This window comes from Mycobacterium sp. Marseille-P9652, from assembly GCF_902652685.1.
Classification (GTDB): Bacteria; Actinomycetota; Actinomycetes; order Mycobacteriales; family Mycobacteriaceae; genus Mycobacterium.
Window position 1 is genome coordinate 222,202 of sequence record NZ_CACRUY010000002.1, and the last position, 25,392, is coordinate 247,593.

The window sequence follows — 25,392 nt, forward strand, 5'->3', positions numbered from 1 at the left end:
ACATGACCGTTGCCCGCCCCGCGGATGTCGGCGAGGCCGCGCGAACCGCGCCGGCCGCGCGCCGCGCGCCCGTGTGGCCGCTGCTCACCGGCGTCGCCGTGCTGGCCGGCTGCACCGCGGCCGGCCTGGGTTCGCTGTCCCTGGCCGACGCGCTGACCGCCACCGGCCTGCCCAACCCGGGGCCGGTCACCACGCTGGGGCTGCCGTTCGTCCGCGCCGCCGGGGAGATCGCCGCGGTGCTGGCGGTGGGGTCGTTCCTCTTCGCGGCCTTCCTGGTGCCCCCGCAACGCAACGGAATCCTCGACGCGGGCGGCTACCGCGCGCTGCGGCTGGGCACGGTGGCGTCGGGGGCGTGGGCCGTGTGCGCCGCCCTGCTGGTCCCCCTGACCATCTCCGACGTCTCCGGTCAGCGACTGGTCGACCACCTCAATCCGGCGCAGCTCTGGTCGCTCGCCGGCCTGGTCAACACGGCCTCGGCGTGGCGCTGGACCGCCGCGCTTGCCGCGGTCGTCGCGGTCGCCAGCAGGCCGGTGCTGCGCTGGTCCTGGACGCCCCTGCTGCTGCTCGGGTCGATCGTCACGCTGGTTCCGCTCGGGCTGACCGGCCACTCGTCGGCCGGCGGCTCCCACGACCTGGGCACCAACGCCCTGCTGATCCACCTCGTCGCCGCGAGCCTGTGGGCCGGCGGGCTGCTCGCGCTGCTCGCCCACGCGCTGCGGGCCGGCGACCACCTCGGCCTGGCGACGCGGCGCTTCTCCGCCCTCGCGCTGTGGTGCTGGGTCGCGATGGCGCTCAGCGGCGTGGTGAACGCGCTGGTGCGCGTCTTCCCGTCCGACCTGCTGACCACCGCCTACGGGCGCCTGGTGGTGGCCAAGATCGTCGCGCTGTCCGCGCTGGGCGTCCTCGGCTGGCGCCAGCGGCGCTCGGCGGTCGCCGCCCTGGGATCGGACGGGGCCGGCGGCCGCCGGGTCCTGATCCGGCTCGCCGCGGTCGAGGCGGCGATCTTCGGGATCACCTTCGGCGTCGCGGTCGGCCTCGGCCGCACCCCGCCGCCGCCGCCGCCGAACCGGCTGCCGTCCATCCCGGAGGCCGAGATCGGCTACGACTTCGACGGACCGCCGACCGTCGCGCGCATCCTGTTCGACTGGCGCTTCGACCTCATCTTCGGGACGGCCGCCATCGTGCTCGCCGCGCTCTACGTGGCCGGCGTGGTGCGGCTGCGCCGCCGCGGCGACAGCTGGCCGCCCGGCCGGACCGCGGCCTGGCTGCTCGGCTGCCTGACGCTGCTGTTCGTGACGTCGTCGGGCGTCGGGCGCTACATGCCGGCGATGTTCAGCGTGCACATGATCGCCCACATGGGGCTGTCGATGCTGGCCCCGATCCTGTTGGTGCTCGGCGCCCCGGTCAGCCTGGCGCTGCGGGCACTGCCCGCGGCGGGTCGCGACGATCCGCCCGGCATGCGGGAGTGGCTGCTGGCCGCGCTGCACAGCCGCTACTCGCGGTTCATCACCAACCCGGTGGTCGCCACCGTGCTGTTCATCGCCGGCTTCTACGGGCTCTACCTGTCGAACCTGTTCGACACCGCGGTCAGCAGCCACGCCGGGCACCTGGCGATGAACATCCACTTCCTGCTCAGCGGGTACGTGTTCTATTGGATCGTCATCGGCGTCGACCCCACGCCGCGTCCGATCCCGCCGCTGGCCAAGGTGGGCGTCGTGTTCGCGTCGCTGCCCCTGCACGCGTTCTTCGGGGTGGTCCTGATGGGCACCCGGACGGTGCTCGGGGCGGCCTATTACCGATCGCTTGGCCTGAGCTGGCACACCGACCTGCTCGGCGACCAGCGCCTGGGCGGGGGGATCGCGTGGGCGGCGGGCGAGGTGCCGCTGGTCATCGTCATGCTCGCGCTGCTGGTGCAGTGGGCCCGCAGCGACAATCGGACCGCCCGGCGGCTGGACCGCGCCGCCGACCGCGACGACGACGCCGAACTGGCCGCGTACAACGCGATGCTGGCCCACCTGGCGCGGGGCGAAGCGCGGCGTGAACAGGACGAGCAGACCGCGTCCGGTTAGGTGTAGTGATACCTGGCCTGGAGGATCTGCAGGTCATTTCCGACGACGCGGTAGACGAGTCGGTGCTCCTGGGTGATCCGCCGAGACCAGGCGCCGACCAGCCCGTACTTCAACGGCTCCGGCTTGCCGATGCCCTCCTGCGGCGACCGGCATGCGTCCGCGATGAGCCTGTTGATCCGCTTGAGCACCGCGCGGTCAGCGGTTTGCCAGTGCTGGTAGTCCTCCCACGCCTGAGGCGAGAAGACGATGTTCACTCGGCGAGTTCGGCCCGGATTCCGTGGCCCTTGTCCAAGGCCTCGGCGGCGTCGAGGAGCCGGCGGGCGTTCGCCGGGGAGCTGAACAGGTACGCCGTCTCCTGCCAGGCTTCCCAGTCCTCGGCGGCCATCAGCACTGCGCGGCCGGCCTTTGAGGTGATCTCGACGGGCGTCCGGTCGGCGTTCACCTTCTCGATCAGGGGGAACAGGTTCCTGCGCGCCTCGCTTGCCGTGATCGCCACCGAGGACCTCCTTGCTAGTGGTACAAGATACGGTACCACTTGGCCCGGCCCGAGGCGTAAGCCCAAGGCTTTGGGCTGCTTGAAAGTGCGCATGGAAAGCGGGCCCGATCCACAGTCACCGCTTCGTCCACAGGCTTAGCGCCCGGTCTCGGCTTCATCCGCATTCCGTCGGTGGTGGGGAGCTGAATGGCGGTCGACAGGGCGGTGACGTGTTCACCGAGCCATGACAGAGAAAAAGAGAAAAGAGGGATCAGCCCATGTTCGAAACACCGCTTACCGTGGTCGGCCACATCGTCAACAACCCAGAGCGCCGTCAGGTCGGCAGCCAGCAGGTCATGAAGTTCCGGGTGGCCAGCAACTCCCGGCGGCGCACCGCCGACGGCGGCTGGGAGCCGGGCAACTCGCTGTTCATCAACGTGAACTGCTGGGGAAAGCTCGTCACCGGAGTCGGCGCCGCGATGGGCAAGGGCGCCCCGGTGATCGTGGTGGGCCACGTCTACACCAGCGAGTACGAGGACCGCGACGGGAACCGCCGCTCGTCGCTGGAGATGCGGGCGACAGCGGTGGGACCGGACGTGTCGCGCGCGATCGTGAGGATAGAAAAGCCCGGATACACGGGTCCGGACGAGACCCCCGCGCCGCCGGCCGCCGACACGCCTCAGGCCGCTACCGACGACGAGCCGGCCGCCGATGCCGACCCTGCTCAGGGCGACCGGCTGCCACTGTCGGCCTAGCCGCTTCGCGGCGGTGCCTAGGATGGTTCGCGAGATCACTAAACGAGATCACCTGACCAGAAAGGCGATACCGCGGCATGGCTGAGTTCATCTACACGATGAAGAAGGTCCGCAAGGCGCACGGCGACAAGGTGATCCTGGACGACGTCACGTTGAGTTTCTATCCGGGAGCCAAGATCGGTGTCGTCGGCCCCAACGGCGCCGGCAAGTCGAGCGTCTTGCGGATCATGGCCGGTCTGGACAAGCCGAACAACGGCGAGGCGTTCCTGGCGACGGGCGCGACGGTCGGCATCCTCCAGCAGGAGCCCCCGCTCAACGAGGAGAAGACCGTCCGCGGCAACGTCGAAGAGGGGCTGGGCGAGATCAAGGTCAAGCTCGACCGGTTCAACGAGGTCGCCGAGCTGATGGCCACCGACTACTCCGACGAGCTGATGGAGGAGATGGGCCGGCTCCAGGAGGACCTCGACCACGCCGACGCGTGGGACCTCGACTCGCAGCTCGAGCAGGCCATGGACGCGCTGCGCTGCCCGCCGCCGGACGAGCCCGTGAAGAACCTGTCCGGTGGTGAGCGCCGCCGCGTCGCGCTGTGCAAGCTGCTGCTCTCCAAGCCCGACCTTCTGCTGCTCGACGAGCCGACCAACCACCTGGATGCCGAGAGCGTGCAGTGGCTCGAGCAGCACCTGGCCGCCTACGCGGGCGCGGTGCTGGCGGTCACCCACGACCGGTACTTCCTGGACAACGTCGCCCAGTGGATCCTCGAACTGGACCGCGGCCGGGCGTATCCCTACGAGGGCAACTACTCGACCTATCTGGAGAAGAAGGCCGAGCGGCTGTCGGTGCAGGGCCGCAAGGACGCCAAGCTGCAGAAGCGGCTGACCGAGGAATTGGCCTGGGTCCGGTCGGGGGCCAAGGCGCGCCAGGCCAAGAGCAAGGCGCGCCTGCAGCGCTACGAGGAGATGGTCGCCGAGGCGGAGAAGACGCGCAAGCTCGACTTTGAGGAGATCCAGATCCCGGTCGGCCCGCGGCTGGGCAACGTGGTGGTCGAGGTCGAACACCTGGACAAGGGGTTCGGCGGGCGCACCCTGATCAAGGACCTGTCGTTCACCCTGCCGCGCAACGGCATCGTCGGTGTCATCGGCCCCAACGGGGTCGGCAAGACGACGCTGTTCAAGACGATCGTCGGGCTCGAGCAGCCGGACAGCGGCACGGTCAAGGTCGGGGAGACCGTGAAGCTCAGCTACGTCGACCAGGCCCGTGCCGGCATCGACCCCAAGAAGACCGTGTGGGAGGTCGTCTCGGACGGGCTGGACTACATCGAGGTGGGCCACACCGAGGTGCCGTCCCGCGCCTACGTCTCGGCGTTCGGGTTCAAGGGCCCCGACCAGCAGAAGCCGGCGGGCGTGCTGTCGGGTGGCGAGCGCAACCGGCTGAACCTGGCGCTCACCCTCAAGCAGGGCGGAAACCTCATCCTGCTCGACGAGCCGACCAACGACCTCGACGTCGAAACCCTGAGCTCGCTGGAGAACGCGCTGGTGAACTTCCCGGGCTGCGCGGTGGTCATCTCGCACGACCGCTGGTTCCTCGACCGCACGTGCACGCACATCCTGGCGTGGGAGGGCGACGAGGACAACGAGGCCAAGTGGTTCTGGTTCGAGGGCAACTTCGGGGCGTACGAGGAGAACAAGGTCGAACGGCTCGGAGCGGAAGCCGCCCGTCCGCACCGAGTGACCCACCGCAAGCTGACGCGCGACTAAGGTCAGCTGTGCCGCGCCCGGCGAAGGGAGTGGCCGACTGAGCAGCGTGGCACCGTCGTGAGTTGGGAGCATCGGCATGACGATCGATCCGGGGGCTAGACAGGATCTCAAGCCGTGGACCGCCTTCATCCGGCAGCAGGACATTCCCGACTGGATCGTCAACGCCTACGTCGAGAGCTACCGCGGCCCGCACACCAACGAACCCGGGGCTGCCACCGGGCCGATCGACCTGACCGTCCCCACCGCGATCGTCAGCCCCGGCATGCTGAGCGCCCACTACCTGCTCGGCGAGCACCGGCCGGGAGGCGAGAGCCGCGTCGCCGTCTATCCCGCTGACGATCCCGCCGGCTTCGGGCCGGCCCTGCAGGTCGTCACCGAGCACGGCGGCATGCTGATGGACTCGGTCACCGTGCTGCTGCACCGGCTCGGCGTCCCCTACACGGCCATCATGACCCCGGTGTTCGAGGTGCACCGCGGCGAGACCGGTGAGCTGGTCAGCGTCGAGCCCAAGCCGTCGGGCGCGTCGCAGTACGCGGGCGAGGCGTGGATCCACGTGCAGCTGTCGCCCTCGGTCGACGGCAAAGGGCTGACGGAAATCGAACGCCTGCTGCCCAAGGTGCTGGCCGACGTGCAACAGGTCGCCAGCGACGCCTCGGCGCTGATCTCCTCCCTCTGCGACCTCGCCACCGAGGTCGACGCGAACGACGGCGATCGCTTCGCGGCGCCCGACCGTGACGACGTCGCCGCGCTGCTGCGCTGGCTGGCCGACGGAAACTTCCTGCTGCTGGGCTACCAGCGGTGCGTTGTGCACGGCGGCGTCGTGTCCGGTGACGGTTCCCCCGGCCTGGGGGTGCTGCGCACCCGCACCGGCTCGCGTCCCCGGTTGACCGACGACGACCGGCTGTTGGTGCTGGCCCAGTCGGTGGTGGGCAGCTACCTGCGCTACGGCGCCTACCCGTACGCGATCGCCGTCCGGGAGAACGAGGGTGACGGCGGCGTGGTCGAGCACCGGTTCGTCGGCCTGTTCACGGTCGCGGCGATGAACGCCGACGTCCTCGAGATCCCGATGATCTCGCGGCGGGTGCGCGAGGCGCTCGCGATGGCCGACAGCGACCCCATTCACCCCGGCCAGCTGCTGCTCGACGTCATCCAGACCGTTCCGCGCTCGGAGCTGTTCACGCTCAGCGCCGAACGGCTCCTGGCGATGGCCAAGGCCGTCGTGGACCTGGGGTCCCAGCGGCGCGCGCTGCTATTCCTGCGCGCCGACCGGCTGCAGTACTTCGTGTCCTGCCTCGTCTACCTGCCCCGCGACCGCTACACCACCCAGGTGCGGCTGCAGATCGAGGACATCCTCGTCCGCGAATTCGGCGGCACCCGGCTGGAATTCACCGCCCGCGTCACCGAATCGCCCTGGGCCCTCATGCATTTCATGGTCCGGCTGCCGGAAGACGCGGCGCCCGTCGACGTCTCGGAGGAGAACCGCGCCCGCATCCAGGGGCTGCTGACCGAGGCCGCGCGCACCTGGACCGACCGGCTCATCAGCGCCGCCGCCCACCTTTCGAAAGGCGCGGTGTCCCACGCCGAGGCCGAGCACTACGCCGGCGCCTTCTCCGAGGTCTACAAGCAGGCCGTCACCCCCGACGAGGCCATCGACCACATCGCGATCATCGAAGGGCTGCAAGACGATTCGGTCAAGCTGGTGTTCGCCGACCGCGGTGGTGAGGGCGCCGCGCAGCTGACCTGGTTCCTCGGCGGGCGAACCGCCTCGCTGAGCCAGCTGCTGCCCATGCTGCAGAGCATGGGCGTCGTGGTGCTCGAGGAGCGACCGTTCACGGTGACGCGGCCCGACGGGCTGCCGGTGTGGATCTACCAGTTCAAGATCCAACCGCACCCGACCATTCCGGCCGCGGCGACGACCGACGAGCGCGAGGCCACCGCGCAGCGATTCGCCGAGGCGGTGACTGCGATCTGGCAGGGCCGCGTCGAGGTCGACCGGTTCAACGAGCTGGTCATGCGCGCGCGGCTGACCTGGCAGCAGGTGGTCCTGCTGCGCGCCTACGCGAAATACCTTCGGCAAGCCGGCTTTCCGTACAGCCAGTCCTACATCGAGTCGGTGCTCAACGAACACCCCTCGACCGCACGGTCACTGGTCACGCTGTTCGAGGCGCTCTTTGATCCCGGGCCCGACCGCTCGCAGGCCAGCCGGAACGCCCAGGCGGCCGCCGCGCGGGTCGCGGCCGACATCGACGCGTTGGTAAGCCTCGACACCGACCGCATCCTGCGCGCGTTCGCCTCCCTGGTGCAGGCCACGCTGCGCACGAATTACTTTGTGACGCGCGAGGGTTCGGCGCGCAGCCGCGACGTGCTGGCGATCAAGCTGGACGCCCAGCTGATCGACGAGCTTCCGCTGCCGCGGCCCAAGTTCGAGATCTTCGTCTACTCCCCGCGGGTGGAGGGCGTGCACCTGCGGTTCGGCCCGGTCGCGCGCGGCGGCCTGCGCTGGTCGGACCGCCGCGACGACTTCCGCACCGAAATCCTGGGACTGGTCAAGGCGCAGGCGGTGAAGAACGCCGTCATCGTGCCCGTCGGCGCCAAGGGCGGATTCGTCGTGAAGCGGCCGCCCATGGCCACCGGCGACGCCGCCGCCGACCGCGACGCCATCCGCACCGAGGGCGTCGCCTGCTACCAGCTCTTCATTTCCGGATTGCTCGACGTCACCGACAACGTCGACCACGTGACCGGGAAGGTCAGCCCCCCGCCCGAGGTGGTGCGGCGCGACGGCGACGACGCGTACCTGGTCGTGGCCGCCGACAAGGGCACCGCCACGTTCTCCGACATCGCCAACGACGTCGCCAAGTCCTACGGGTTCTGGCTGGGCGACGCGTTCGCGTCCGGCGGTTCGGTGGGTTACGACCACAAGGCGATGGGGATCACGGCCAAGGGCGCGTGGGAGGCCGTCAAGCGCCACTTCAAGGAGATGGGCGTCGACACCCAGACCGAGGACTTCACCGTCGTGGGCGTCGGCGACATGAGCGGGGACGTGTTCGGCAACGGCATGCTGCTCTCCAAACACATCCGGCTGATCGCCGCCTTCGACCACCGGCACATCTTCCTCGACCCCGACCCCGACGCGGCCACGTCGTGGGCGGAACGCCGGCGCATGTTCGACCTGCCGCGGTCCAGCTGGGACGACTACGACAAGTCGCTGATCAGCGAGGGTGGCGGCGTCTACAGCCGCGAACACAAGGCCATCCCGATCAGCCCGCAGGTGCGCGACGCCCTGGGCATCGACGCGGACGTCGGCGACATGTCGCCGCCCGCCCTGATCAAGGCGATCCTGCAGGCGCCCGTCGACCTGCTGTTCAACGGCGGCATCGGCACCTACATCAAGGCCGAATCGGAATCCGACGCCGACGTCGGCGACCGCGCCAACGACCCCGTGCGCGTCAACGCACACCAGGTGCGCGCCAAGGTGATCGGCGAGGGCGGCAACCTCGGCGTGACGGCCCTGGGCCGCGTCGAGTTCGACCTGTCGGGCGGGCGGATCAACACCGACGCGATGGACAACTCGGCCGGCGTCGACTGTTCCGACCACGAGGTGAACATCAAGATCCTCATCGACAGGCTGGTCAGCGCCGGCAAGGTCCGGCCCGAGGAGCGCAAGGACCTGCTCGAGTCGATGACCGACGAGGTCGCCACGCTGGTGCTCACCGACAACGAGGACCAGAACGACCTGATCGGCACCAGCCGCGCCAACGCCGCCAGCATGCTTCCGGTGCACGCCCGCCAGATCCAGTACCTGGTCGACGAGCGCGGGCTGAACCGCGAACTCGAGGCGTTGCCGTCGGAGAAGGAGATCCACCGGCGCTCCGAGGCGGGCATCGGCCTCACCTCGCCCGAGCTCTCGACGCTGATGGCGCACGTCAAGCTCGGCCTCAAGGAGGAGATGCTGCGCACCGAGCTGCCCGAACAGGACGTGTTCGCCTCCCGGCTGCCCCTGTACTTCCCGACACCGCTGCGGGAGCGGTTCACCCCCGAGATCCGCACGCACCAACTGCGCCGCGAGATCGTCACCACGATGCTGATCAACGACCTCGTGGACACCGCGGGCATCAGCTACGCGTTCCGCGTCGCCGAGGACGTCGGCGTGAACCCCGTCGACGCGGTGCGCACCTACGTCGCCACCGATGCGATCTTCGGGGTGGGCCACATCTGGCGGCGCATCCGCGCGGCGAACCTCCCGGTCGCGCTGTCGGACCGGCTCACGCTGGACACCCGGCGGCTGATCGACCGCGCCGGGCGCTGGCTGCTGAACTACCGCCCGCAGCCGCTGGCCGTCGGCGCCGAGATCAACCGGTTCGCCGCCAAGGTCAGGCACCTGACGCCCCGCATGTCGGAGTGGCTGCGCGGCGACGACAAGGCCATCGTCGAGAAGGAGGCCGCCGAGTTCGTCGAGCAGGGGGCGCCCGCGGACCTGGCCTACCGGGTCGCCGCGGGCCTGTACCGCTTCAGCCTGCTCGACATCATCGACGTCGGCGACATCACCGAGATCGACGCGGCCGAGGTGGCGGACACCTATTTCGCGCTGATGGACCGGCTCGGCACCGACAGCCTGCTGACGGCGGTCTCCGAGCTCCCGCGCAACGATCGCTGGCATTCGTTGGCGCGGTTAGCGATTCGTGACGACATCTACGCCTCGCTGCGGTCGCTGTGCTTCGACGTGCTCGCGGTGGGGGAGCCCGACGAGAGCGGCGAGGAGAAGATCGCCGAGTGGGAGCACCTGTCGGCCTCCCGGGTGGAACGCGCCCGCCGCACCCTGATGGAGATCCAGGAGAGCGGCGAGAAGGACCTCGCGACGCTGTCGGTGGCCGCCCGGCAGATCCGCCGCATGACCCGCACCAGCGGACGGGGATCGTCGAGTTGAGCACCGGCTTCGTCGCGTCCGTGCCCGTGCGCTGGTCGGACATCGACATGTACCAGCACGTCAACCACGCCACCATGGTCACCATCCTCGAAGAGGCGCGGGTGCCGTTCCTCTCCGAACCGTTCGCCGCCGACATCACCACCATCGGCCTGCTGATCGCCGACGTCCGCGTCACGTACAAAGACCAACTGCGCCTTGCCGATTCGCCGCTGCAGGTGACCATCTGGACCAAGCGGCTGCGCGCGGTCGACTTCACCCTGGGCTACGAGGTGCGTTCGATCAACGCCGATCCGCAATCGAAGCCCGCCGTCATCGCGGAGTCACAACTGGCCGCCGTCCACATCGAAGAGCAACGGCTGGTGCGGCTTTCGCCCGTCCACCGGGAATATCTGCAACGGTGGCTCCGGTAGGCGAGCGCGGGTTGTGGCTGGGCCCGGAATCGCGGGCCGCCCACCGCGCCGACCTCGCGGCGTTCGTCGACCGCGCGCTGCGGCTCGACGACGCCGCCGTGGTCCGCCTCCGTGCCCGCTCCGACGAGCTCGTCACCGCCTGGGTGGCAACGGGATTCGACGCGCTGGCCAGCCGGGTGGTCGCCGGTTCGTTGCGGCCCGGCGACACGTCGGTGGCCGCCGACGCGCTGGGGCGCGGCCTGGCCGCGATGGACGAGGCCGGCTACGTCGATCTGGGGTTTGCGATGGATTCCGCGTGGCGCGGCGTGCTGCCCCCGGAATCGGGTTTCGTTCACCTGGACGACGTGCCCGCCGAGGTGATGGCCGACCTGGCGCAGCGGGGTACCCGACTTGCCAAGGAGCACAGCAGCTCTCACGGCCCGCCCGCCTCGCTGCTGGATCAGGAGGTCATTCGGGTGAGCTCCGCCGGCGAGACGGTGGGGCTGCCGATGCGGTGCGTATTCGCCCTGACGGCAATGGGTTTCCTCCCGGCCGACGGCACCGGCGACCTGATCCGGGTCCGGGTGCTGCCGACGTGGTTGCGCCTGGACGCGCGGTTCGGCTCGGTATACCGCCGGCGCGGCGACCCGGCGCTGGTGCTGCGCTGAGGGCTACACCAGCCACGCGGCCGCATCGGGCGGCAATTCGCCGTCGACGAGCGGCGCGCTGGCCAGGATCGGCTGCCCCGGCGGCAGCGCGATGGGCTCGGTCCCGGCGTTCAGTGCGCACACCAGGCCACCGCCGCGCCTGCGGAACGCCAGCGCGTCGGGCGGCGTCGCCAACCACTCGACGTCACCCGCGAATTCGCTTCGCATCTCCCGGGTTTCGATGATGCGCCGGAAGAACGACAGCGTCGAGTCGGCGTCGGCGCGCTGCTTCTCGACGGTCAGCGCCGCCCATTCGGCCGGCATGGGCAGCCACGTGTCGGGGTTGTCGGAGAACCCGAACGGCGGCTTCTCGCCCGACCACGGGATCGGCACCCGGCACCTGTCGCGGCCGCGTTCGGTGTGTCCCGAGCGTTCCCACGTGGGGTCCTGCAGGACCTCGTCGGGCAGGTCGACGTCGGGCAGGCCCAGCTCCTCCCCGTTGTAGATGAACACCGCGCCGGGCAGGGCGAGCATCACCATCGCCATCGCGTGCGCCCGGCGCAGCCCGATCTCGCCGCCGCCGTAGCGGGTGACCTCCCGGCCGACGTCGTGGTTGGACAGCGTCCACGTCGGCGTGGCGTTCTCGAGCGCGGTGGCCGCGAGGGAGTTCTGGATCGCGTCGTGAATCTGGGTGGCGTCGAAGTCGATCTTGGTCAGCCGGAAGTTGAACCCGAGGTGCAGCTCGTCGGGCCGCAGATATTCCGCCCAGAGGCGGTTATCTAGGACCCACACCTCGCCGATCGTCACCGCCCCGGCGTATTCGTCGACGACCGTGCGGATGCCGCGGTGGATGTCATGCACGCTCGGATTGTTGAACCGCGGATCGTCGTCGCTGTGGGACAACACCTTGACGTCGTCCTTCGCGTCGGGGAGCCCGGGCGGCTTGGCCATGCCGTGCGCCACGTCGATGCGGAAGCCGTCGACGCCGCGCTCCAGCCAGAAGCGCAGCGTCTTCTCGAAGTCGTCGAACACTTCTGGGTTATCCCAGTTCAGATCCGGCTGCTCGGCGTCGAAGAGGTGGAGGTACCACTGGCCGGGGTTGCCGTCCGGCTCGAGCACCCGGGTCCAGGCGGACCCGCCGAACACCGACGTCCAGTTGTTCGGCGGCAGCGCCCCGTCGGGGCCGCGGCCGTCGCGGAAGTGGTAACGCCCGCGGGCGTCGCTGCCCGGGCCCGCGGCCAGCGCCGCCTGGAACCACGGATGCGCCGAACTGGTGTGGTTGGGCACCACGTCCATGGTGATCTTGATTCCCCGCTCGTGCGCGGCCGCGATCAGCCGTTCGATCGCGGCCATCCCGCCGAACAGCGGGTCGATGTCACGCGGGTCGGCGACGTCGTAGCCGTGGTCCGCCATCGGCGAGACGGTGACCGGACTGAGCCAGATCGCGTCGACGCCGAGGTTCACGAGGTGATCGAGATGCGCCGTCAGCCCGTCTATGTCACCGACCCCGTCGCCGTTGCTGTCGGCGAACGACCGCGGATAGACCTGGTAGAAGACCGCGCTCGACCACCATGGCTCCGGTCGACGAGCGCTTGCGCGAGGAGAGCCGGGGCCCATCTCACTCGGCTCGGGGCTCATGCTGCTCCGTTCGGTTGATTGGCGCTACAAGGACGCATTGACCAGTGAATGTGCGGCCATCTCAAGGTAATCGAGCAACTCGCGGCGGTGCGCGTCGTCGAGGGTGTCCGAGTCGATGCAGGCGACGGCGGTGTGCATGCACCGCAGCCAGGCGTCCCGCTCGAGCGGGGTGATCCGAAACGGCATGTGCCGCATCCGCAGCCGCGGGTGTCCGCGCCGCTCGGAATACGTCCGCGGCCCGCCCCAGTACTGCTCGAGGAACATGCGCAGCCGTTCCTCGGCGCCCGAGAGGTCCTCCTCGGGGTACAGCGGACGCAGGATCTCGTCCTCGGCGACCTGCGCGTAGAACCGCGCCACGATCGCGGTGAAGGTCTCGGCGCCGCCGACGGCGTCGTAAAAGGTCTGCTGATCCATCCCCTCCATTGTGGTGCATCGGCGCGGTGGCCGGCCGCGCCCGTACCCGTCTGTTCACCCTCAGGACACGGCACGCAGCTGCAATGAGGGTGCGTTTGACGGCGAATCATGGTGGACTATCCGCGGAGGATCTATGGCGCAGGGCAAGAGACGCCGCAACCACCGCAGTTCCGGTGCCGCGGCAGGGTTAACCGGGCCCCCGACCGCGTCGTCCCTGCACAGCCTCGAGACCCATCCCCCCAACCGTCACGACACAGCGTCGATCTGGAGCCGCCGTCGGGTGCTGCTGCTCAACTCGACCTACGAGCCGCTGACCGCGTTGCCGATGCGGCGGGCGATCGTGATGGTGATCTGCGGCAAGGCCGACGTGGTGCACGACGACCCGACCGGGCCGGTGATCCATTCGGCCACCCGGTCGATCGCGGTGCCGTCGGTGATCCAGCTGCGCACCTACGTGCGGGTCCCGTACCGGGCCCGCGTCCCGATGACCCGCGCCGCGCTGATGCACCGCGACCGGTTCTGCTGCGCGTACTGCGGCGCGAAGGCCGACACGGTCGACCACGTGGTGCCCCGCAGCCGCGGCGGCGACCACTCCTGGGAGAACTGCGTCGCCTGCTGCTCGACCTGCAACCACCGCAAGGGTGACAAACTGCTCGCCGAACTCGGGTGGTCGTTGCGCCGGGCGCCGCTGCCGCCGACGGGGCAGCACTGGCGGCTGCTCTCCACGGTCAAGGAGCTGGATCCCGCCTGGGCCCGGTACCTGGGAGAGGGCGCGGCGTAACCCGGTTCGCGCGCCACGTGTGTCGGTAGCCGACGCCGTGGGATACGGTTTGCGTCGTGAGCATGCTGGAGATCCACCTGTACTTCATCGGCATACCGTTGCTGCTGGTGGTCGTGCTTTCGGTGCTGATCTGGTCCCGCAAGGGGCCGCACCCCGCGACCTACAAGCTGGGCGAGGAATGGACGCATCCGCCGATCCTGTGGGCCGCGACCGACGAGCACGTCGGCCACGCGCACGGCGGGCACGGGTTCACTGTGGGAGGTGGCGCCAGTGGCAAGTGGTGAGGTAGCGACGGTCGAGCCCGGCGAACTGCCATACGGCGCGGCGATCACGAGCAGCGGGCGGATCTCGGCGGTCACCGAGCCCGGCGAGCTGTCGGTGCACTACCCGTTCCCGACAAAGGACCTGGTGGCCATCGACGACGCGCTGAAGTACGGCTCGCGGGCGTCGGGCGCGCGGTTCGCGATCTACCTCGGCGACCTGGGCGCCGACACGGCCGCGCGGGCACGCGAGCTGCTGGCCAGGGTGCCGACGCCCGACGACGCGGTCCTGCTCGCCGTCTCGCCCAACCAGCGCGCCATCGAGGTGGTCTACGGGTCGGCCGTCCGGGGCCGCGGCGCCGAGTCGGCCGCGCCCCTCGGGGTGGCCGCCGCCAAGTCGTCGTTCGAGCGCGGTGACCTGGTCGACGGACTGGTCAGCGCGGTGCGCGTGATGAGCGCCGCGATCTCACCGGCGTAGGTTTTCGTAGCGGGCGCTCGGCGTCGAGCCCGCGGTGACGGCGCCTTTTTCCGCGATTCCTCGCGCTCACCGCAGGCTCGCCGCACCCATTGCAGACTCGATCAGCCGGCGTCGAACGTGCGGGCCCGCAGCGACCGCTTCACCCCGGCCTGCCCCTCCAGCACCAGCCTCCGCAAAGCCGGCGGGATCTCCGGATCCGACAGGAACTTGTCGGCTGCCGCGACGCCCTCCTCGGTGATGTCCCAGTGCGGGTACAGGCCGATCACCACCGTCTGGGCGACCTCACTGGACCGCCGGGCCCACACGCCCAGAATCGCCTGGAAGTAGCGGGCGGTGAACGGCCGCAGCAGTTCGGCCTGGCCGGGAGGCGCGATGCCCGCGATGATCGATCGGGCGGTGATGTTGGCCAGAGTGTCGTCCTCGACCACCGTGGTCCAGGCCTCCTCCTTCACCCGCGGCTGCGGCCGGGCCGCCGCGGCCTGGGCGCCGTGTCGCTTACCGGCCGCGGTGGGGTCGCGCTGTACCTCGGCGTCGATGAACGGCGTCGCGGTCCCGTCGGCGTCGATCTCGCCGGCGGTGGCCAGCGCGGTGACGATCCGCCAGCGCAGGTCCGTGTCGACCTCGAGCCCGGCCAGGCCGAGGTCGGCCGGGTCGTGATCGAGCAGGTCCGCCAGCGTCACGACGTGGCGGGTCGACAGCACCGACGAGCACAGCGTGTTGACGAACGCCAGCTGGTGATCGGACCCGGGTTGCCCGCCGCGCGCGAGTTCGAGCACACGGTCAGCAAATTGCGGCCAGCCGTGCGCGCGCGCCCAGCCCGGCTCGGCGTAGGAGCCGAGCGCGGTCTGCGCCTGCAGCAGCAGCCGCTGCAGCACGCCCACCTCGGTCTCGGCGTGCACCCCACCCGACACCAGCGCCACGAAGTCACGGGCCCGCAGTTCGGCCTCGCGGGTCATCTCCCAGGCCGCCGACCACACCAGCGACCGCGGCAGCGGCTCGGCGATGTCGGCGATGCGCCGCAGCGCCGTCTGCAGTGACTCCTCGTCCAGCCGCAGCGAGCAGTAGGTGAGGTCGTCGTCGTTGACCAGCACCAGCTGACCGCGCGAAACCCCCACCAGCTCAGGCACTTCCGTGACGGGGCCTTCGACGTCGAGCTCCTGGCGGTGCACCCGCACCAGCTTCCCCGAGCCGTCGGAGTCGTCGTAGATGCCGACCGCCAGCCGGTGCACGCGCGTCTCGCCCGCCCCCGGCGCGGCCCCGCCCTGCGTCACGGCGAACCGCGTGAACCGGCCGTCGGAGTCGACGTCGAAATCTGCCCGCAGCGTGTTCAGCCCGGTCGTCTTCAGCCACTGCCGTCCCCAATCGGACAGGTCCCGGCCGGACGCCTTCTCCAATGCGGCGACCAGGTCGGCGAACGTGGCGTTGTCGAAGGCGTGGGCGCGGAAGTAGTCGCGCAACCCCGCCAGGAAGTGCTCGAGCCCGACGTAGGCCACCAGCTGCTTGAGCACCGATGCGCCCTTGGCGTAGGTGATGCCGTCGAAGTTGACCTCGACCGCGGCCAGGTCCGGGATGTCGGCCGCGATCGGGTGCGTCGACGGCAGCTGGTCCTGGCGGTAGGCCCACGACTTCTCGACCGTCGCGAACGTCGTCCACGCCTCGGTGAATTCGGTGGCCTCGGCCTGACAGAGCACGGAGGCGAACGTCGCGAACGACTCGTTGAGCCACAGGTCGTCCCACCACCGCATGGTGACCAGGTCGCCGAACCACATGTGCGCCATCTCGTGCAGCACCGTCTCGGCGCGCCGCTCGTAGGACGCGCGGGTGACTTTGCTGCGGAACACGTAGTCCTCGAGGAACGTCACGGCGCCGGCGTTCTCCATTGCGCCGGCGTTGAACTCGGGCACGAACAGCTGGTCGTACTTGCCGAACGCGTAGGGCATCCCAAAGTTCTTGTGGTAGAACGCAAATCCCTGCTTGGTCTGGGTGAACAAGCGGTCGGCGTCCATGAACGGCGCCAGCGACGCCCGGCAGTAGATGCCGAGCGGGATCTCGCCGTGTTCGTCGGCATAGGTGTCGGTCCACTCGGCGTACGGGCCGGCGATCAGGGCCACCAGGTAGGTGCTCATCCGCGGGGTGGTGGCGAACGTGTGCACCCTGCTTTTTCCGACGTCGTCGACGTCACTCGTCGCGCCGTTCGACACCACCTTCCAGTGCGCGGGCGCGGTCACCGTGACGTCGAACGTGGCCTTGAGGTCGGGCTGGTCGAAGCAGGCGAACATCCGCTTGGCGTCCGCGGTTTCGAACTGCGAGTACAGGTAGGTCTCGCCGTCCACGGGGTCGACGAACCGGTGCAAGCCCTCGCCGGTGTTGGAGTAGAGGCAGTCGGCGTCGACGACGACGACGTTGTGCGCCTCGAGGCCGGCCAGTGGGATGCCGACCGACTCGTCGTAGCCGGACACGTCGAGTTCGCGACCGTTCAGCGACGCGCCGCGAATTCGGTCGGCGGCGATGTCGATGACCGCGCCGGCGCCGGGGAGCGCCTCAAACGTGACCGTGGTCTTCGAGCGGAATGTGCGCTCGCCGGGGGCGCCGGCACCGTCGGTGACGTCGAGGTCGATCCGGTAGCCGGCGACGGTGATCAGGGCGGCGCGTTCGACGGCCTGGTCCCGCGTGAGGTTTGGAAGAGCCACGCGTCCAACTTACGTCGCGGCGGGAACACCGGCGCGGCGCCTACGGTTGTGTTGGACGGTGTCCCGACCGACGAGAGGATCGCGCTATGCCCGAGCAGACCGCCGAGAAAAACCGAGCCGACTTCTGGTTCGACCCGCTGTGTCCGTGGTGCTGGATCACCTCGCGCTGGATTCTCGAGGTCGAGAAGGTGCGCGACATCGAGGTGCACTTTCACGTGATGAGCCTGGCGATCCTCAACGAGAACCGCGAGGGCCTGCCCGACAAGTACCGCGAGATGATGAAGCACGCCTGGGGCCCGGTGCGGGTGGCGATCGCTGCCGAGCAGGCGCACGGCGAGAAGGTCCTGGACCCGCTGTACACCGCGATGGGCACCCGGATCCACAACGAGGACAACAAGAACCTCGAGGAGGTCATCAAGCTGTCGCTCGCCGACGCCGGCCTGCCCGCCGAGCTGGCCGAGGCGGCGAAGAGCGAGGCCTACGACGACGCGCTGCGCAAGAGCCACCACGCCGGGATGGACGCGGTCGGCGACGACGTCGGCACCCCGACCATCCACGTCAACGGGGTGGCGTTCTTCGGGCCCGTGCTCTCGAAGATCCCGCGGGGCGAGGACGCGGGCAAGCTGTGGGACGCGTCGGTGGCATTCGCCTCCTACCCGCACTTCTTCGAGCTCAAGCGCACCCGCACGGAGCCGCCGCAGTTCGACTGACTCCTCGGGCGCGGTGCATCTCGTAAACGCCGAACGGCCCCGCGGGCGAATTCAGTGTGAAATCACGGCTTTCAATGTGAACTGGCGGCGGCCGCACCCGGCGTGTCGCGTCCACCGTTTCACGCTCGGCGCCGTCACTCCACGCCCGCATGCAAAGATGTCGGGCATGCGCGTCTACCTGGGTTCCGACCACGCCGGATTCGAGCTCAAGCAGCAGATCATCGAGCACCTGAAGCGGACCGGGCACGAGCCCATCGATTGCGGCGCGTTCGCGTACGACGCCGAGGACGACTACCCGGCGTTCTGCATCGCCGCCGCGACGCGCACGGTGGCGGACCCGGACAGCCTGGGCATCGTGCTGGGCGGATCGGGCAACGGCGAGCAGATCGCGGCGAACAAGGTTCCGGGCGCCCGCTGCGCCTTGGCGTGGAGCGTCGAGACGGCGACGCTGGCCCGCGAGCACAACAACGCGCAGTTGATCGGCATCGGCGGTCGCATGCACACCGTCGAGGAGGCGCTGTCGTTCGTCGACGCGTTCCTTTCCACGCCGTGGTCGAAAGCCGAACGCCACCAACGGCGTATCGACATCCTCGCCGAATACGAACGCACGCACCAGGCGCCGCCGGTGCCCGGCGCCCCGGCCTAGGGGATGCCCGAAGGGCACACGCTGCACCGGCTGGCCCGGCTGCACCGACGCCGGTTCGCTGGCGCCCCGGTCGCAGTGTCCAGCCCGCAGGGCCGGTTCAGCAGTTCCGCGGTGGACGGCCGGGTGCTGCTGCGCACCAGCGCCTGGGGTAAGCACCTGTTCCACCACTACGAGCCTTTTCGGGGCGGTCCGATCGTCCACGTGCATCTCGGCCTCTACGGCGCCTTCACGGAGTGGAAGCTCCCGGACTACGGCCTGATACCGGAGCCGGTCGGGCAGGTCCGGATGCGGCTGGTGGGCGCCGAGTACGGCGCCGACCTGCGCGGCCCGACGGTGTGCGAGGTGATCGACGAGGGCGGCGTCAGTGACGTCCTGGCCCGGCTGGGTCCCGACCCGCTGCGCGCCGACGCTGATCCGGCCTGGGCGTGGAAGCGGATTGCGAAGTCGCGCAGGCCCATTGGTGCCCTTCTGATGGACCAGACGGTCATGGCCGGCGTCGGCAACGTCTACCGCAGCGAGTTGCTCTTCCGCCACGGCATCGACCCGTACCGCCCCGGACTGAGCGTGACCGGGGCGGAGTTCGACGCGGCGTGGGACGACCTGGTGGCGTTGATGAAGGTGGGCCTGCGCCGCGGCAAGATCATCGTGGTGCGACCCGAGCACGACCACGGTCCGCCCTCGTACCGGCCGGGGCGGCCCCGAACGTACGTGTACCGGCGCGCCGGCGAGCCGTGCCGGGTGTGCGGGACGCCGATCCGCACGGCGGTGCTGGAGGGCCGCAACGTGTTCTGGTGCCCGACCTGCCAGACGTGAGCCGCCTCACGCTTCAGCCTCGCTTCAGATTCCCCGGCTAGAACTTGGTCCGTGAAAAAGCGAATGATTGCAACGGGTTTCGCAATGATGATCGGTCTGGGAACGGCCGGCCTGGGTGCCGCAGCGCAGGCGCAGGCGCAGCCGGGACCCTTCCCCAGGTGGTGTCCCGGTGACTTCTGGGAGCCCGGTTGGGGCAACAACTGGGACATGTTCCATTGCCACGGTGGACCGGGAGGCCCCGGTGGGCCCGGGGGTCCCGGGGGACCGGGCGGACCGGGTGGCCCCGGACCGGGCGGACCCGGACCCGGACCCGGCGGACCAGGGGGTCCCGGCCCGGGGGGACCAGGACCCAGGTAGGCCCCGCCCGTCGTCGCTATCCATCCGAACAACCGCGCCCTGCCGGCCTCACGGCAGGGCGCGGATCAGTTCTGGGAGTCGAGGGGCACGCCGAGCGCCGCGTACACCTCGCTGCTGAGCGCGACGCTGCGCGGGTCGGCGTTGGCCTTGGTGGCGTCGAAGCGGTTCATCACGTAGGCGTAGGCGATGCGGTGCTCGAGGTCGACGAACCCGAACGAGCCGCCCAGGCCGCCGTGGCCGAAGATCCGCGGGTTCGGGCCGTTGACGCAGCGCTGGTTGAGCATGTAGCCGAGGCCCCAGCCGTGGTCGGCGACCCGGGGACCCAGGACCAGGTCGGGTTCGAATCCGCCCTGGGAAACGCGGACCAGGTCCATGTGCTCGCGGCTGAGCAGCTTCTCCTGCGCCAGGGCGTTGTAGAACGTCGCCAGTCCGAGCGCGGAGACCTGGGCGTTGGTGCCGGGGAACTCGAGCCGGCGCCACAGCTCCAGGTCGTGCGAGCTGAGCTCGTCGTCGCCGGCGAAGCCCATCGAGATCGACAGCGCCGCCTTGGGGTGTTCGGCCAGGCTGGTCGGGTAGTCGGGCGCCTGCGCTTCGGCGAGGAGGTCGCGCGCGTGCGGCTTGTTGACCCGGTCGGCGCAGCGGCGCTGTTCGGCGGCGGACAGCCCGATGTGAACGTCGGCGCCGATCGGTTCGGCGATCTCGGTGCGCAGGTAGTGGCCGATCGTCCGGCCCGTGACGCGGCGGAACACCTCGCCGAGGATGAACCCGAACGTCGTCATGTGATAGCCCTGGGCGGTGCCGGGCTCCCACCACGGTTCGGCGGCGGCCAGCCGTTCGCAGACGAAGTCCCAGTCGGCGACGTCCTCCCAGCGCAGCCGCGTTCGCGGCCCGATCACGCCCGAGCGGTGGCCCATCACCATGGCCAGCGTGATCGCGTCCTTGCCCGCCTGACCGAACTCGGGCCAGTAGCGGGCCACCGGCGCGTGCAGGTCGAGCTCGCCGCGGTCGGCCAGTTGGTGGATGCAGGTGGCCGTCAGGGCCTTGCTGCCCGACAGGACGGTGGTGAGCGTGTCCTGGCGCCACGGCCGCCGCCCGGCCGCGTCGGCCGAGCCGCCCCACAGATTGACCACCAGGGACCCGTCCACCCACACCGCCACGGCGGCGCCGACCTCGCGGCGCAGCTCGAAATTGCGGGCGAAAGCCTCGCGCACCCCGGCGAAGTCGGACGCGCATGAGCCGTGTATCGGGACGTCGCTCATGGCGCCTTTCTATCGAGCAGACACGTAGCGCGAGCGGGCGACGGGAATCGAACCCGCGTAGCTAGTTTGGAAGACTAGGGCTCTACCATTGAGCTACGCCCGCATGTATTAGTCGAGCGTGACTGTAGCTGGCGACTCAGATCAAATCTAATCGACGCGGTCCTGTGATCGCCCCGTGAGCGGGCACGAGCGGCCGGCGTCGGCGCCAAGCCGGTGGCCGACGCGATGATCGCGCGCCGTAGGATCGCGAGGTCAGTGCGGGGTGTAGCGCAGCTTGGTAGCGCATCCGCTTTGGGAGCGGAAGGCCGCAGGTTCAAATCCTGTCACCCCGACCAGGACAGCGCGGCCCGCGCCGCAGACACGAGAACCGACGATCGAGGAGCCACCCGTGAAGAGCAGCGTCGAGCAGTTGAGCCCCACCCGGGTGCGGATCAACGTGGAGGTGCCGTTCACCGAACTCGAACCCGATTTCCAGCGCGCCTACAAGGAGCTGGCCAAGCAGGTGCGGCTGCCCGGGTTCCGGCCCGGCAAGGCGCCGGCGAAGTTGCTGGAGGCCCGCATCGGCAAGGAGGCGATGCTCGACCAGGTCGTCAACGAGGCCCTGCCCGCCCGGTACGGGCAGGCGGTGGCCCAAACGGCGGTCCATCCGATCGGCCAGCCCGACATCGAGGTCACCAAGAAGGAGTACGGGCAGGAACTGGCCTTCACCGCCGAGGTCGACGTCCGCCCCAAGATCGTCTTCCCGCCGCTGAGCGAGCTGAAGGTCACCGTCGACCCGATCGAGGTCGGCGACGACGACGTCGAGGCCGAGCTGCGCTCCCTGCGCGAGCGGTTCGGGACCCTCACCGGAGTCGACCGGGCGGTGGCCGACGGCGACTTCGTCTCGATCGACCTGTCGGCCACCGTCGACGGCGAGGAGGTGCCGGGCGCGGCCGCGCAGGGACTGTCCCACGAGGTCGGCTCCGGGCGGCTCATCGAGGGCCTCGACGAGGCGCTGATCGGGCTCTCCGTCGACGAGTCGCGCGAGTTCACCGCGAAGCTGGCGACCGGTGAGCACGCCGGGCGCGACGCCCAGGTGACCGTCACGGTCCGATCGGTCAAGGAGCGCGAACTGCCGGAAGCCGACGACGAGTTCGCGCAACTGGCAAGCGAATTCGACACGATCGACGAGCTGCGGTCGAACCTGCGCGAGCAGGTGGCGCGCGTCAAGCGCGGCCAGCAGGCCGAGCAGATTCGCGACGCCACCATCGATGCCCTGCTCGAGCGGGTCGAGGTGCCGCTGCCGGAGGCCATCGTCGACGCCCAGGTCGACAGCGCCCTGCACAACGCGCTGCACAGCGTGAACCACGACGAGGCCAAGCTGGAAGAGGCGCTCGCCGGGCAGGGCAAGTCGCGCGAGGAGTTCGAGACCGAGACCCGCGAGGCGGCGGAGACCGACGTCCGCAGGCAGCTGCTTCTCGACGCGCTGGCCGACGAGCTGCAGGTCCAGGTGGGCCAGGAGGACCTGACCGAGCGGTTGCTGATGACGTCGCGGCAGTACGGGATCGAGCCGCAACAGCTGTTCGGCTATCTGCAGGAGAACAACCAGTTGCCGGCCATGGTCGCCGACGTGCGGCGCGGCCTGGCCATCGCCGCGGCCGTCGAATCGGCGACGGTCACCGACGCCGAGGGCAACACCGTCGACACGAGCGAGTTCTTCGGCAGGCGCGGCGGCATCGACGAGGAGGCCGCCCAGGAGACCGATGACGAGGCCGCCGAAGACGAGGACGAAGCGGCCGAGGACGCCTCCGAAGAGGCTCCCGCAGAGACAGAGGCATCGGGCGCGGCCGAGTGACGGCCAGCTAACGCTCTCAGCGAACGGGGCCGTTTCGGGGGGAGCGCGGACCGCCAAACCCCCGGCCGTTGGCTAGGGTCGGACCATAGGAACTCGAGAAAGCAGGTAACCCAGTCGTGACTGACATGCGTTCGCCCTCGCAGGGTCTCACCCTCACGGACTCGGTCTATGAGCGCTTGCTCTCCGAGCGCATCATCTTCCTGGGTTCGGAGGTCAACGACGACGTCGCCAATCGGCTGTGCGCGCAGATTCTGCTGCTGGCCGCCGAGGACGCCGATAAGGACATCTCGCTCTACATCAATTCGCCGGGTGGCTCGATCAGCGCCGGCATGGCGATCTACGACACCATGGTGCTGGCGCCGTGCGACATCGCCACCTACGCGATGGGCATGGCCGCCTCGATGGGCGAGTTCCTCCTGGCGGCGGGCACCAAGGGGAAGCGCTACGCGCTGCCGCACGCCCGCATCCTGATGCACCAGCCGCTGGGCGGGGTCACCGGCAGCGCGGCCGACATCGCGATCCAGGCCGAGCAGTTCCACGTCATCAAGAAGGAGATGTTCCGGCTCAACGCCGAGTTCACCGGGCAATCGATCGAGCGCATCGAGGCCGACTCCGACCGCGACCGCTGGTTCACCGCCCAGGAGGCCCTGGAATACGGGTTCGTCGACCACATCATCACCCGCGCCGCCACCATCACCAACGGAGAAGCACAGTGAACCCTCTCGACCCCCGACTCCAGCCCCAGGCGCGCTACATCCTGCCGTCGTTCATCGAGCACTCCAGCTTCGGCGTCAAGGAATCCAACCCCTACAACAAGCTGTTCGAGGAGCGCATCATCTTCCTCGGCGTGCAGGTGGACGACGCGTCGGCGAACGACATCATGGCCCAGCTGCTGGTGCTGGAGTCGCTGGACCCCGACCGCGACATCACCATGTACATCAACTCCCCGGGCGGCGGGTTCACCTCGCTGATGGCGATCTACGACACCATGCAATACGTGCGCGCCGACATCCAGACCGTCTGCCTCGGCCAGGCCGCCTCGGCGGCGGCCGTGCTGCTGGCCGCCGGCACGCCGGGCAAGCGGATGGCGCTGCCCAACGCGCGCGTGCTCATTCACCAGCCGTCGCTGTCGGGCGTCATCCAGGGCCAGTTCTCCGACCTGGAGATCCAGGCCGCCGAGATCGAGCGCATGCGCACGCTGATGGAGACCACGCTGGCCCGCCACACCGGCAAGGACGCGGCGACGATCCGCAAGGACACCGACCGCGACAAGATCCTGACCGCCGAGGACGCCAAGGACTACGGGATCATCGACACCGTCCTCGAATACCGGAAGCTGTCCGCGCAGACGGTGTGACCCCGTCGCCGAGAGTGCACTCAGTGCGAGTTTTCGGTTGATTTCTCGCCGTCACTACACACTCGGCGAATCGCCGCGATGTCGGCCGGTCCCACCCGGCAGCACCCGCCGATGATCCGGGCCCCCGCCGCCGCCCACTGCACGGCGAGGTCGGGGGAGAACCGCCGCGGGCCGACCCAGCCGCCCCCAGCCCAGCGCTCACCGCTGTTCGGATAGACGATCACCGGCTTCCCGGCGGCCGCTGCGAGCTCGATGGCGGGCAGCACGTCCTCGGGGGCGCAGCAGTTGACCCCGACGGCGACGATCTCGGGCACCCCGGCCGCCACGGCGAACGCGTCGGCGAGCGCGTGCCCGGTGCGTGTACGGCCTCCCTCGATCGTGTAGCTCAGCCACGCCGGCACGCCCACCGAGCGGACCACGCCGACGAGCGCCTCGGCCTCGTTGACGTCGGGGACCGTCTCGATGGCGAGGACGTCGGCGCCGGCGTCGGCCAGGATCTCGAGACGGGGCCGGTGCCAGCACTCCAGGGCGGCGACGGACAGGCCGTAGCGCCCGCGGTACTCCGACCCGTCGGCCAGCGCCGCGCCGTACGGTCCGACCGACGCGGCGACGCTCAGGCCCGCCCCACCCACCTCCTCGCGCGCCGTCTTCGCCAGCTCGACGCTGCGGCGCAGCAGCGTGGCGGCTCCGGTCCGGTCGATTCCGCGGGCGGCGAAACCGTCGAACGAGGCCTGGTAGCTCGCCGTCGTGGCGATCGCGGCCCCCGCGCGGAAGTACGCGGCATGCACCGCGACGATCTCCCGCGGCGCGTCCACGAGGAGCCTCGCCGACCACAGCGGGTCGGAAAGGTCGTGGCCGCGGGCCTCCAGCTCGCTGGCCAGCCCGCCGTCGCTGACGACCACCGAATCTTCGGGGAAAGCCGACCTCATGCCGCCACTGTAGGGTGATTGAGGGTGCCGGCCCGGGGCCTTGCGGCCGGGATTCGAGGGGCGCACCGGCCTCGGTCGGGTAACGACCGCGACACGCCAGAGACACGCAATGCGCGTCGAACGCGAGTGCCGGGCGCCGTATGGCTATATGTTTCACACGGAAGAGGCATGAAGTCCCGCGACCAGCAGTGAATATCAACGGCGCGATTCGGT

Annotated in this window: 22 protein-coding genes and 2 tRNA genes; 16 read left to right on the plus strand and 8 right to left on the minus strand. The window is 69.8% G+C overall.

Annotated elements, in window-relative coordinates; translation table 11 throughout:
* Positions 1 to 2 precede the first annotated feature (2 nt).
* Positions 3 to 2,069 carry a cytochrome c oxidase assembly protein gene (locus tag GPY60_RS02325; protein WP_156685951.1) on the plus strand — a complete coding sequence of 689 codons (2,067 nt, stop codon included), beginning with the start codon at positions 3 to 5 and terminating at the stop codon, positions 2,067 to 2,069.
* On the opposite strand, the gene GPY60_RS02330 is transcribed toward GPY60_RS02325, so the two are convergent.
* Both GPY60_RS02330 and GPY60_RS02335 read right to left on the minus strand, forming a co-directional pair.
* A complete protein-coding gene (locus tag GPY60_RS02330) occupies positions 2,066 to 2,323 on the minus strand; it encodes a Txe/YoeB family addiction module toxin (protein ID WP_156685952.1) in 258 nt (85 codons plus the stop codon). The two genes, GPY60_RS02325 and GPY60_RS02330, sit on opposite strands and share 4 nt — an antisense overlap.
* Entirely contained in the window at positions 2,320 to 2,565 is a 246-nt protein-coding gene (locus tag GPY60_RS02335) for a type II toxin-antitoxin system Phd/YefM family antitoxin (RefSeq protein WP_156685953.1), read from the minus strand. Before GPY60_RS02335 ends, GPY60_RS02330 begins: the two co-directional genes overlap by 4 nt.
* A 257-nt stretch (positions 2,566 to 2,822) precedes the next feature.
* Between GPY60_RS02335 and GPY60_RS02340 the strand changes: the two genes are divergently transcribed.
* The 5 genes from GPY60_RS02340 to GPY60_RS02360 all read left to right on the plus strand — a co-directional run bounded on the left by GPY60_RS02340 (position 2,823) and on the right by GPY60_RS02360 (position 11,034).
* Positions 2,823 to 3,299, plus strand: coding sequence for a single-stranded DNA-binding protein (locus GPY60_RS02340; protein ID WP_156685954.1), 477 nt, complete (start codon positions 2,823 to 2,825; stop codon positions 3,297 to 3,299).
* Positions 3,300 to 3,376: 77 nt separating this feature from the next.
* Complete coding sequence (gene ettA, locus GPY60_RS02345; RefSeq protein ID WP_156685955.1) at positions 3,377 to 5,053, plus strand: energy-dependent translational throttle protein EttA; 1,677 nt, start codon at positions 3,377 to 3,379, stop codon at positions 5,051 to 5,053.
* A 76-nt stretch (positions 5,054 to 5,129) separates the two neighbouring features.
* Positions 5,130 to 9,977: an NAD-glutamate dehydrogenase gene (locus GPY60_RS02350; protein ID WP_156685956.1), complete on the plus strand. Its 4,848-nt coding sequence runs from the start codon at positions 5,130 to 5,132 to the stop codon at positions 9,975 to 9,977.
* Positions 9,974 to 10,387: an acyl-CoA thioesterase gene (locus GPY60_RS02355; protein WP_156685957.1), complete on the plus strand. Its 414-nt coding sequence runs from the start codon at positions 9,974 to 9,976 to the stop codon at positions 10,385 to 10,387. Before GPY60_RS02350 ends, GPY60_RS02355 begins: the two co-directional genes overlap by 4 nt.
* Entirely contained in the window at positions 10,375 to 11,034 is a 660-nt protein-coding gene (locus GPY60_RS02360; protein WP_156685958.1) for a hypothetical protein, read from the plus strand. Before GPY60_RS02355 ends, GPY60_RS02360 begins: the two co-directional genes overlap by 13 nt.
* A 3-nt stretch (positions 11,035 to 11,037) precedes the next feature.
* Here the strand turns inward: GPY60_RS02360 and GPY60_RS02365 are convergent, their stop codons facing one another.
* On the minus strand, positions 11,038 to 12,651 hold the full coding sequence (locus GPY60_RS02365; protein ID WP_156685959.1) for a glycoside hydrolase family 13 protein: 1,614 nt from the start codon (positions 12,649 to 12,651) through the stop codon (positions 11,038 to 11,040).
* A gap of 24 nt (positions 12,652 to 12,675) precedes the next feature.
* Positions 12,676 to 13,065, minus strand: coding sequence for a globin (locus tag GPY60_RS02370; RefSeq protein WP_156685960.1), 390 nt, complete (start codon positions 13,063 to 13,065; stop codon positions 12,676 to 12,678).
* 133 nt (positions 13,066 to 13,198) lie between these two features.
* Between GPY60_RS02370 and GPY60_RS02375 the strand changes: the two genes are divergently transcribed.
* The 3 genes from GPY60_RS02375 (at position 13,199) to GPY60_RS02385 (ending at position 14,584) form a co-directional block, all read left to right on the plus strand.
* Entirely contained in the window at positions 13,199 to 13,846 is a 648-nt protein-coding gene (locus GPY60_RS02375; protein ID WP_156685961.1) for an HNH endonuclease, read from the plus strand.
* A 65-nt stretch (positions 13,847 to 13,911) separates the two neighbouring features.
* The gene (ctaJ, locus tag GPY60_RS02380; RefSeq protein ID WP_156686030.1) at positions 13,912 to 14,130 is read left to right on the plus strand and encodes an aa3-type cytochrome oxidase subunit CtaJ; all 219 of its coding nucleotides are present in this window, start codon (positions 13,912 to 13,914) and stop codon (positions 14,128 to 14,130) included.
* Positions 14,117 to 14,584 carry a DUF5130 domain-containing protein gene (locus GPY60_RS02385; RefSeq protein WP_156685962.1) on the plus strand — a complete coding sequence of 156 codons (468 nt, stop codon included), beginning with the start codon at positions 14,117 to 14,119 and terminating at the stop codon, positions 14,582 to 14,584. Before ctaJ ends, GPY60_RS02385 begins: the two co-directional genes overlap by 14 nt.
* A 101-nt stretch (positions 14,585 to 14,685) precedes the next feature.
* On the opposite strand, the gene pepN is transcribed toward GPY60_RS02385, so the two are convergent.
* Complete coding sequence (gene pepN / locus GPY60_RS02390) at positions 14,686 to 17,274, minus strand: aminopeptidase N (protein WP_156685963.1); 2,589 nt, start codon at positions 17,272 to 17,274, stop codon at positions 14,686 to 14,688.
* Positions 17,275 to 17,360: 86 nt separating this feature from the next.
* On the opposite strand from pepN, the gene GPY60_RS02395 reads away from it, so the two are divergent.
* The 3 genes from GPY60_RS02395 to GPY60_RS02405 all read left to right on the plus strand — a co-directional run bounded on the left by GPY60_RS02395 (position 17,361) and on the right by GPY60_RS02405 (position 19,443).
* Positions 17,361 to 17,984, plus strand: coding sequence for a mycothiol-dependent nitroreductase Rv2466c family protein (locus GPY60_RS02395; RefSeq protein ID WP_156685964.1), 624 nt, complete (start codon positions 17,361 to 17,363; stop codon positions 17,982 to 17,984).
* Positions 17,985 to 18,150: 166 nt separating this feature from the next.
* Positions 18,151 to 18,630, plus strand: a complete 480-nt coding sequence (locus GPY60_RS02400; protein WP_197283510.1) for a ribose-5-phosphate isomerase — start codon at positions 18,151 to 18,153, stop codon at positions 18,628 to 18,630.
* A 3-nt stretch (positions 18,631 to 18,633) separates the two neighbouring features.
* Positions 18,634 to 19,443: an Fpg/Nei family DNA glycosylase gene (locus GPY60_RS02405; protein ID WP_156685966.1), complete on the plus strand. Its 810-nt coding sequence runs from the start codon at positions 18,634 to 18,636 to the stop codon at positions 19,441 to 19,443.
* Between the two features lie 422 nt (positions 19,444 to 19,865).
* Here the strand turns inward: GPY60_RS02405 and GPY60_RS02415 are convergent, their stop codons facing one another.
* Both GPY60_RS02415 and GPY60_RS02420 read right to left on the minus strand, forming a co-directional pair.
* The gene (locus tag GPY60_RS02415) at positions 19,866 to 21,059 is read right to left on the minus strand and encodes a serine hydrolase domain-containing protein (protein ID WP_156685967.1); all 1,194 of its coding nucleotides are present in this window, start codon (positions 21,057 to 21,059) and stop codon (positions 19,866 to 19,868) included.
* Positions 21,060 to 21,091: 32 nt separating this feature from the next.
* Positions 21,092 to 21,162, minus strand: a tRNA-Gly gene (locus GPY60_RS02420).
* A gap of 155 nt (positions 21,163 to 21,317) precedes the next feature.
* Between GPY60_RS02420 and GPY60_RS02425 the strand changes: the two genes are divergently transcribed.
* The 4 genes from GPY60_RS02425 (at position 21,318) to clpP2 (ending at position 24,250) form a co-directional block, all read left to right on the plus strand.
* Positions 21,318 to 21,394, plus strand: a tRNA-Pro gene (locus GPY60_RS02425).
* A gap of 53 nt (positions 21,395 to 21,447) precedes the next feature.
* The gene (gene tig / locus GPY60_RS02430; protein ID WP_156685968.1) at positions 21,448 to 22,893 is read left to right on the plus strand and encodes a trigger factor; all 1,446 of its coding nucleotides are present in this window, start codon (positions 21,448 to 21,450) and stop codon (positions 22,891 to 22,893) included.
* Between the two features lie 125 nt (positions 22,894 to 23,018).
* On the plus strand, positions 23,019 to 23,609 hold the full coding sequence (locus tag GPY60_RS02435; RefSeq protein ID WP_156686032.1) for an ATP-dependent Clp protease proteolytic subunit: 591 nt from the start codon (positions 23,019 to 23,021) through the stop codon (positions 23,607 to 23,609).
* Positions 23,606 to 24,250 (plus strand): ATP-dependent CLP protease proteolytic subunit ClpP2, encoded by a 645-nt coding sequence (gene clpP2 / locus GPY60_RS02440; RefSeq protein WP_156685969.1) that lies wholly within the window; start codon positions 23,606 to 23,608, stop codon positions 24,248 to 24,250. Before GPY60_RS02435 ends, clpP2 begins: the two co-directional genes overlap by 4 nt.
* A gap of 20 nt (positions 24,251 to 24,270) precedes the next feature.
* On the opposite strand, the gene mmuM is transcribed toward clpP2, so the two are convergent.
* The gene (gene mmuM / locus GPY60_RS02445) at positions 24,271 to 25,179 is read right to left on the minus strand and encodes a homocysteine S-methyltransferase (RefSeq protein ID WP_156685970.1); all 909 of its coding nucleotides are present in this window, start codon (positions 25,177 to 25,179) and stop codon (positions 24,271 to 24,273) included.
* Positions 25,180 to 25,392: the final 213 nt, after the last annotated feature.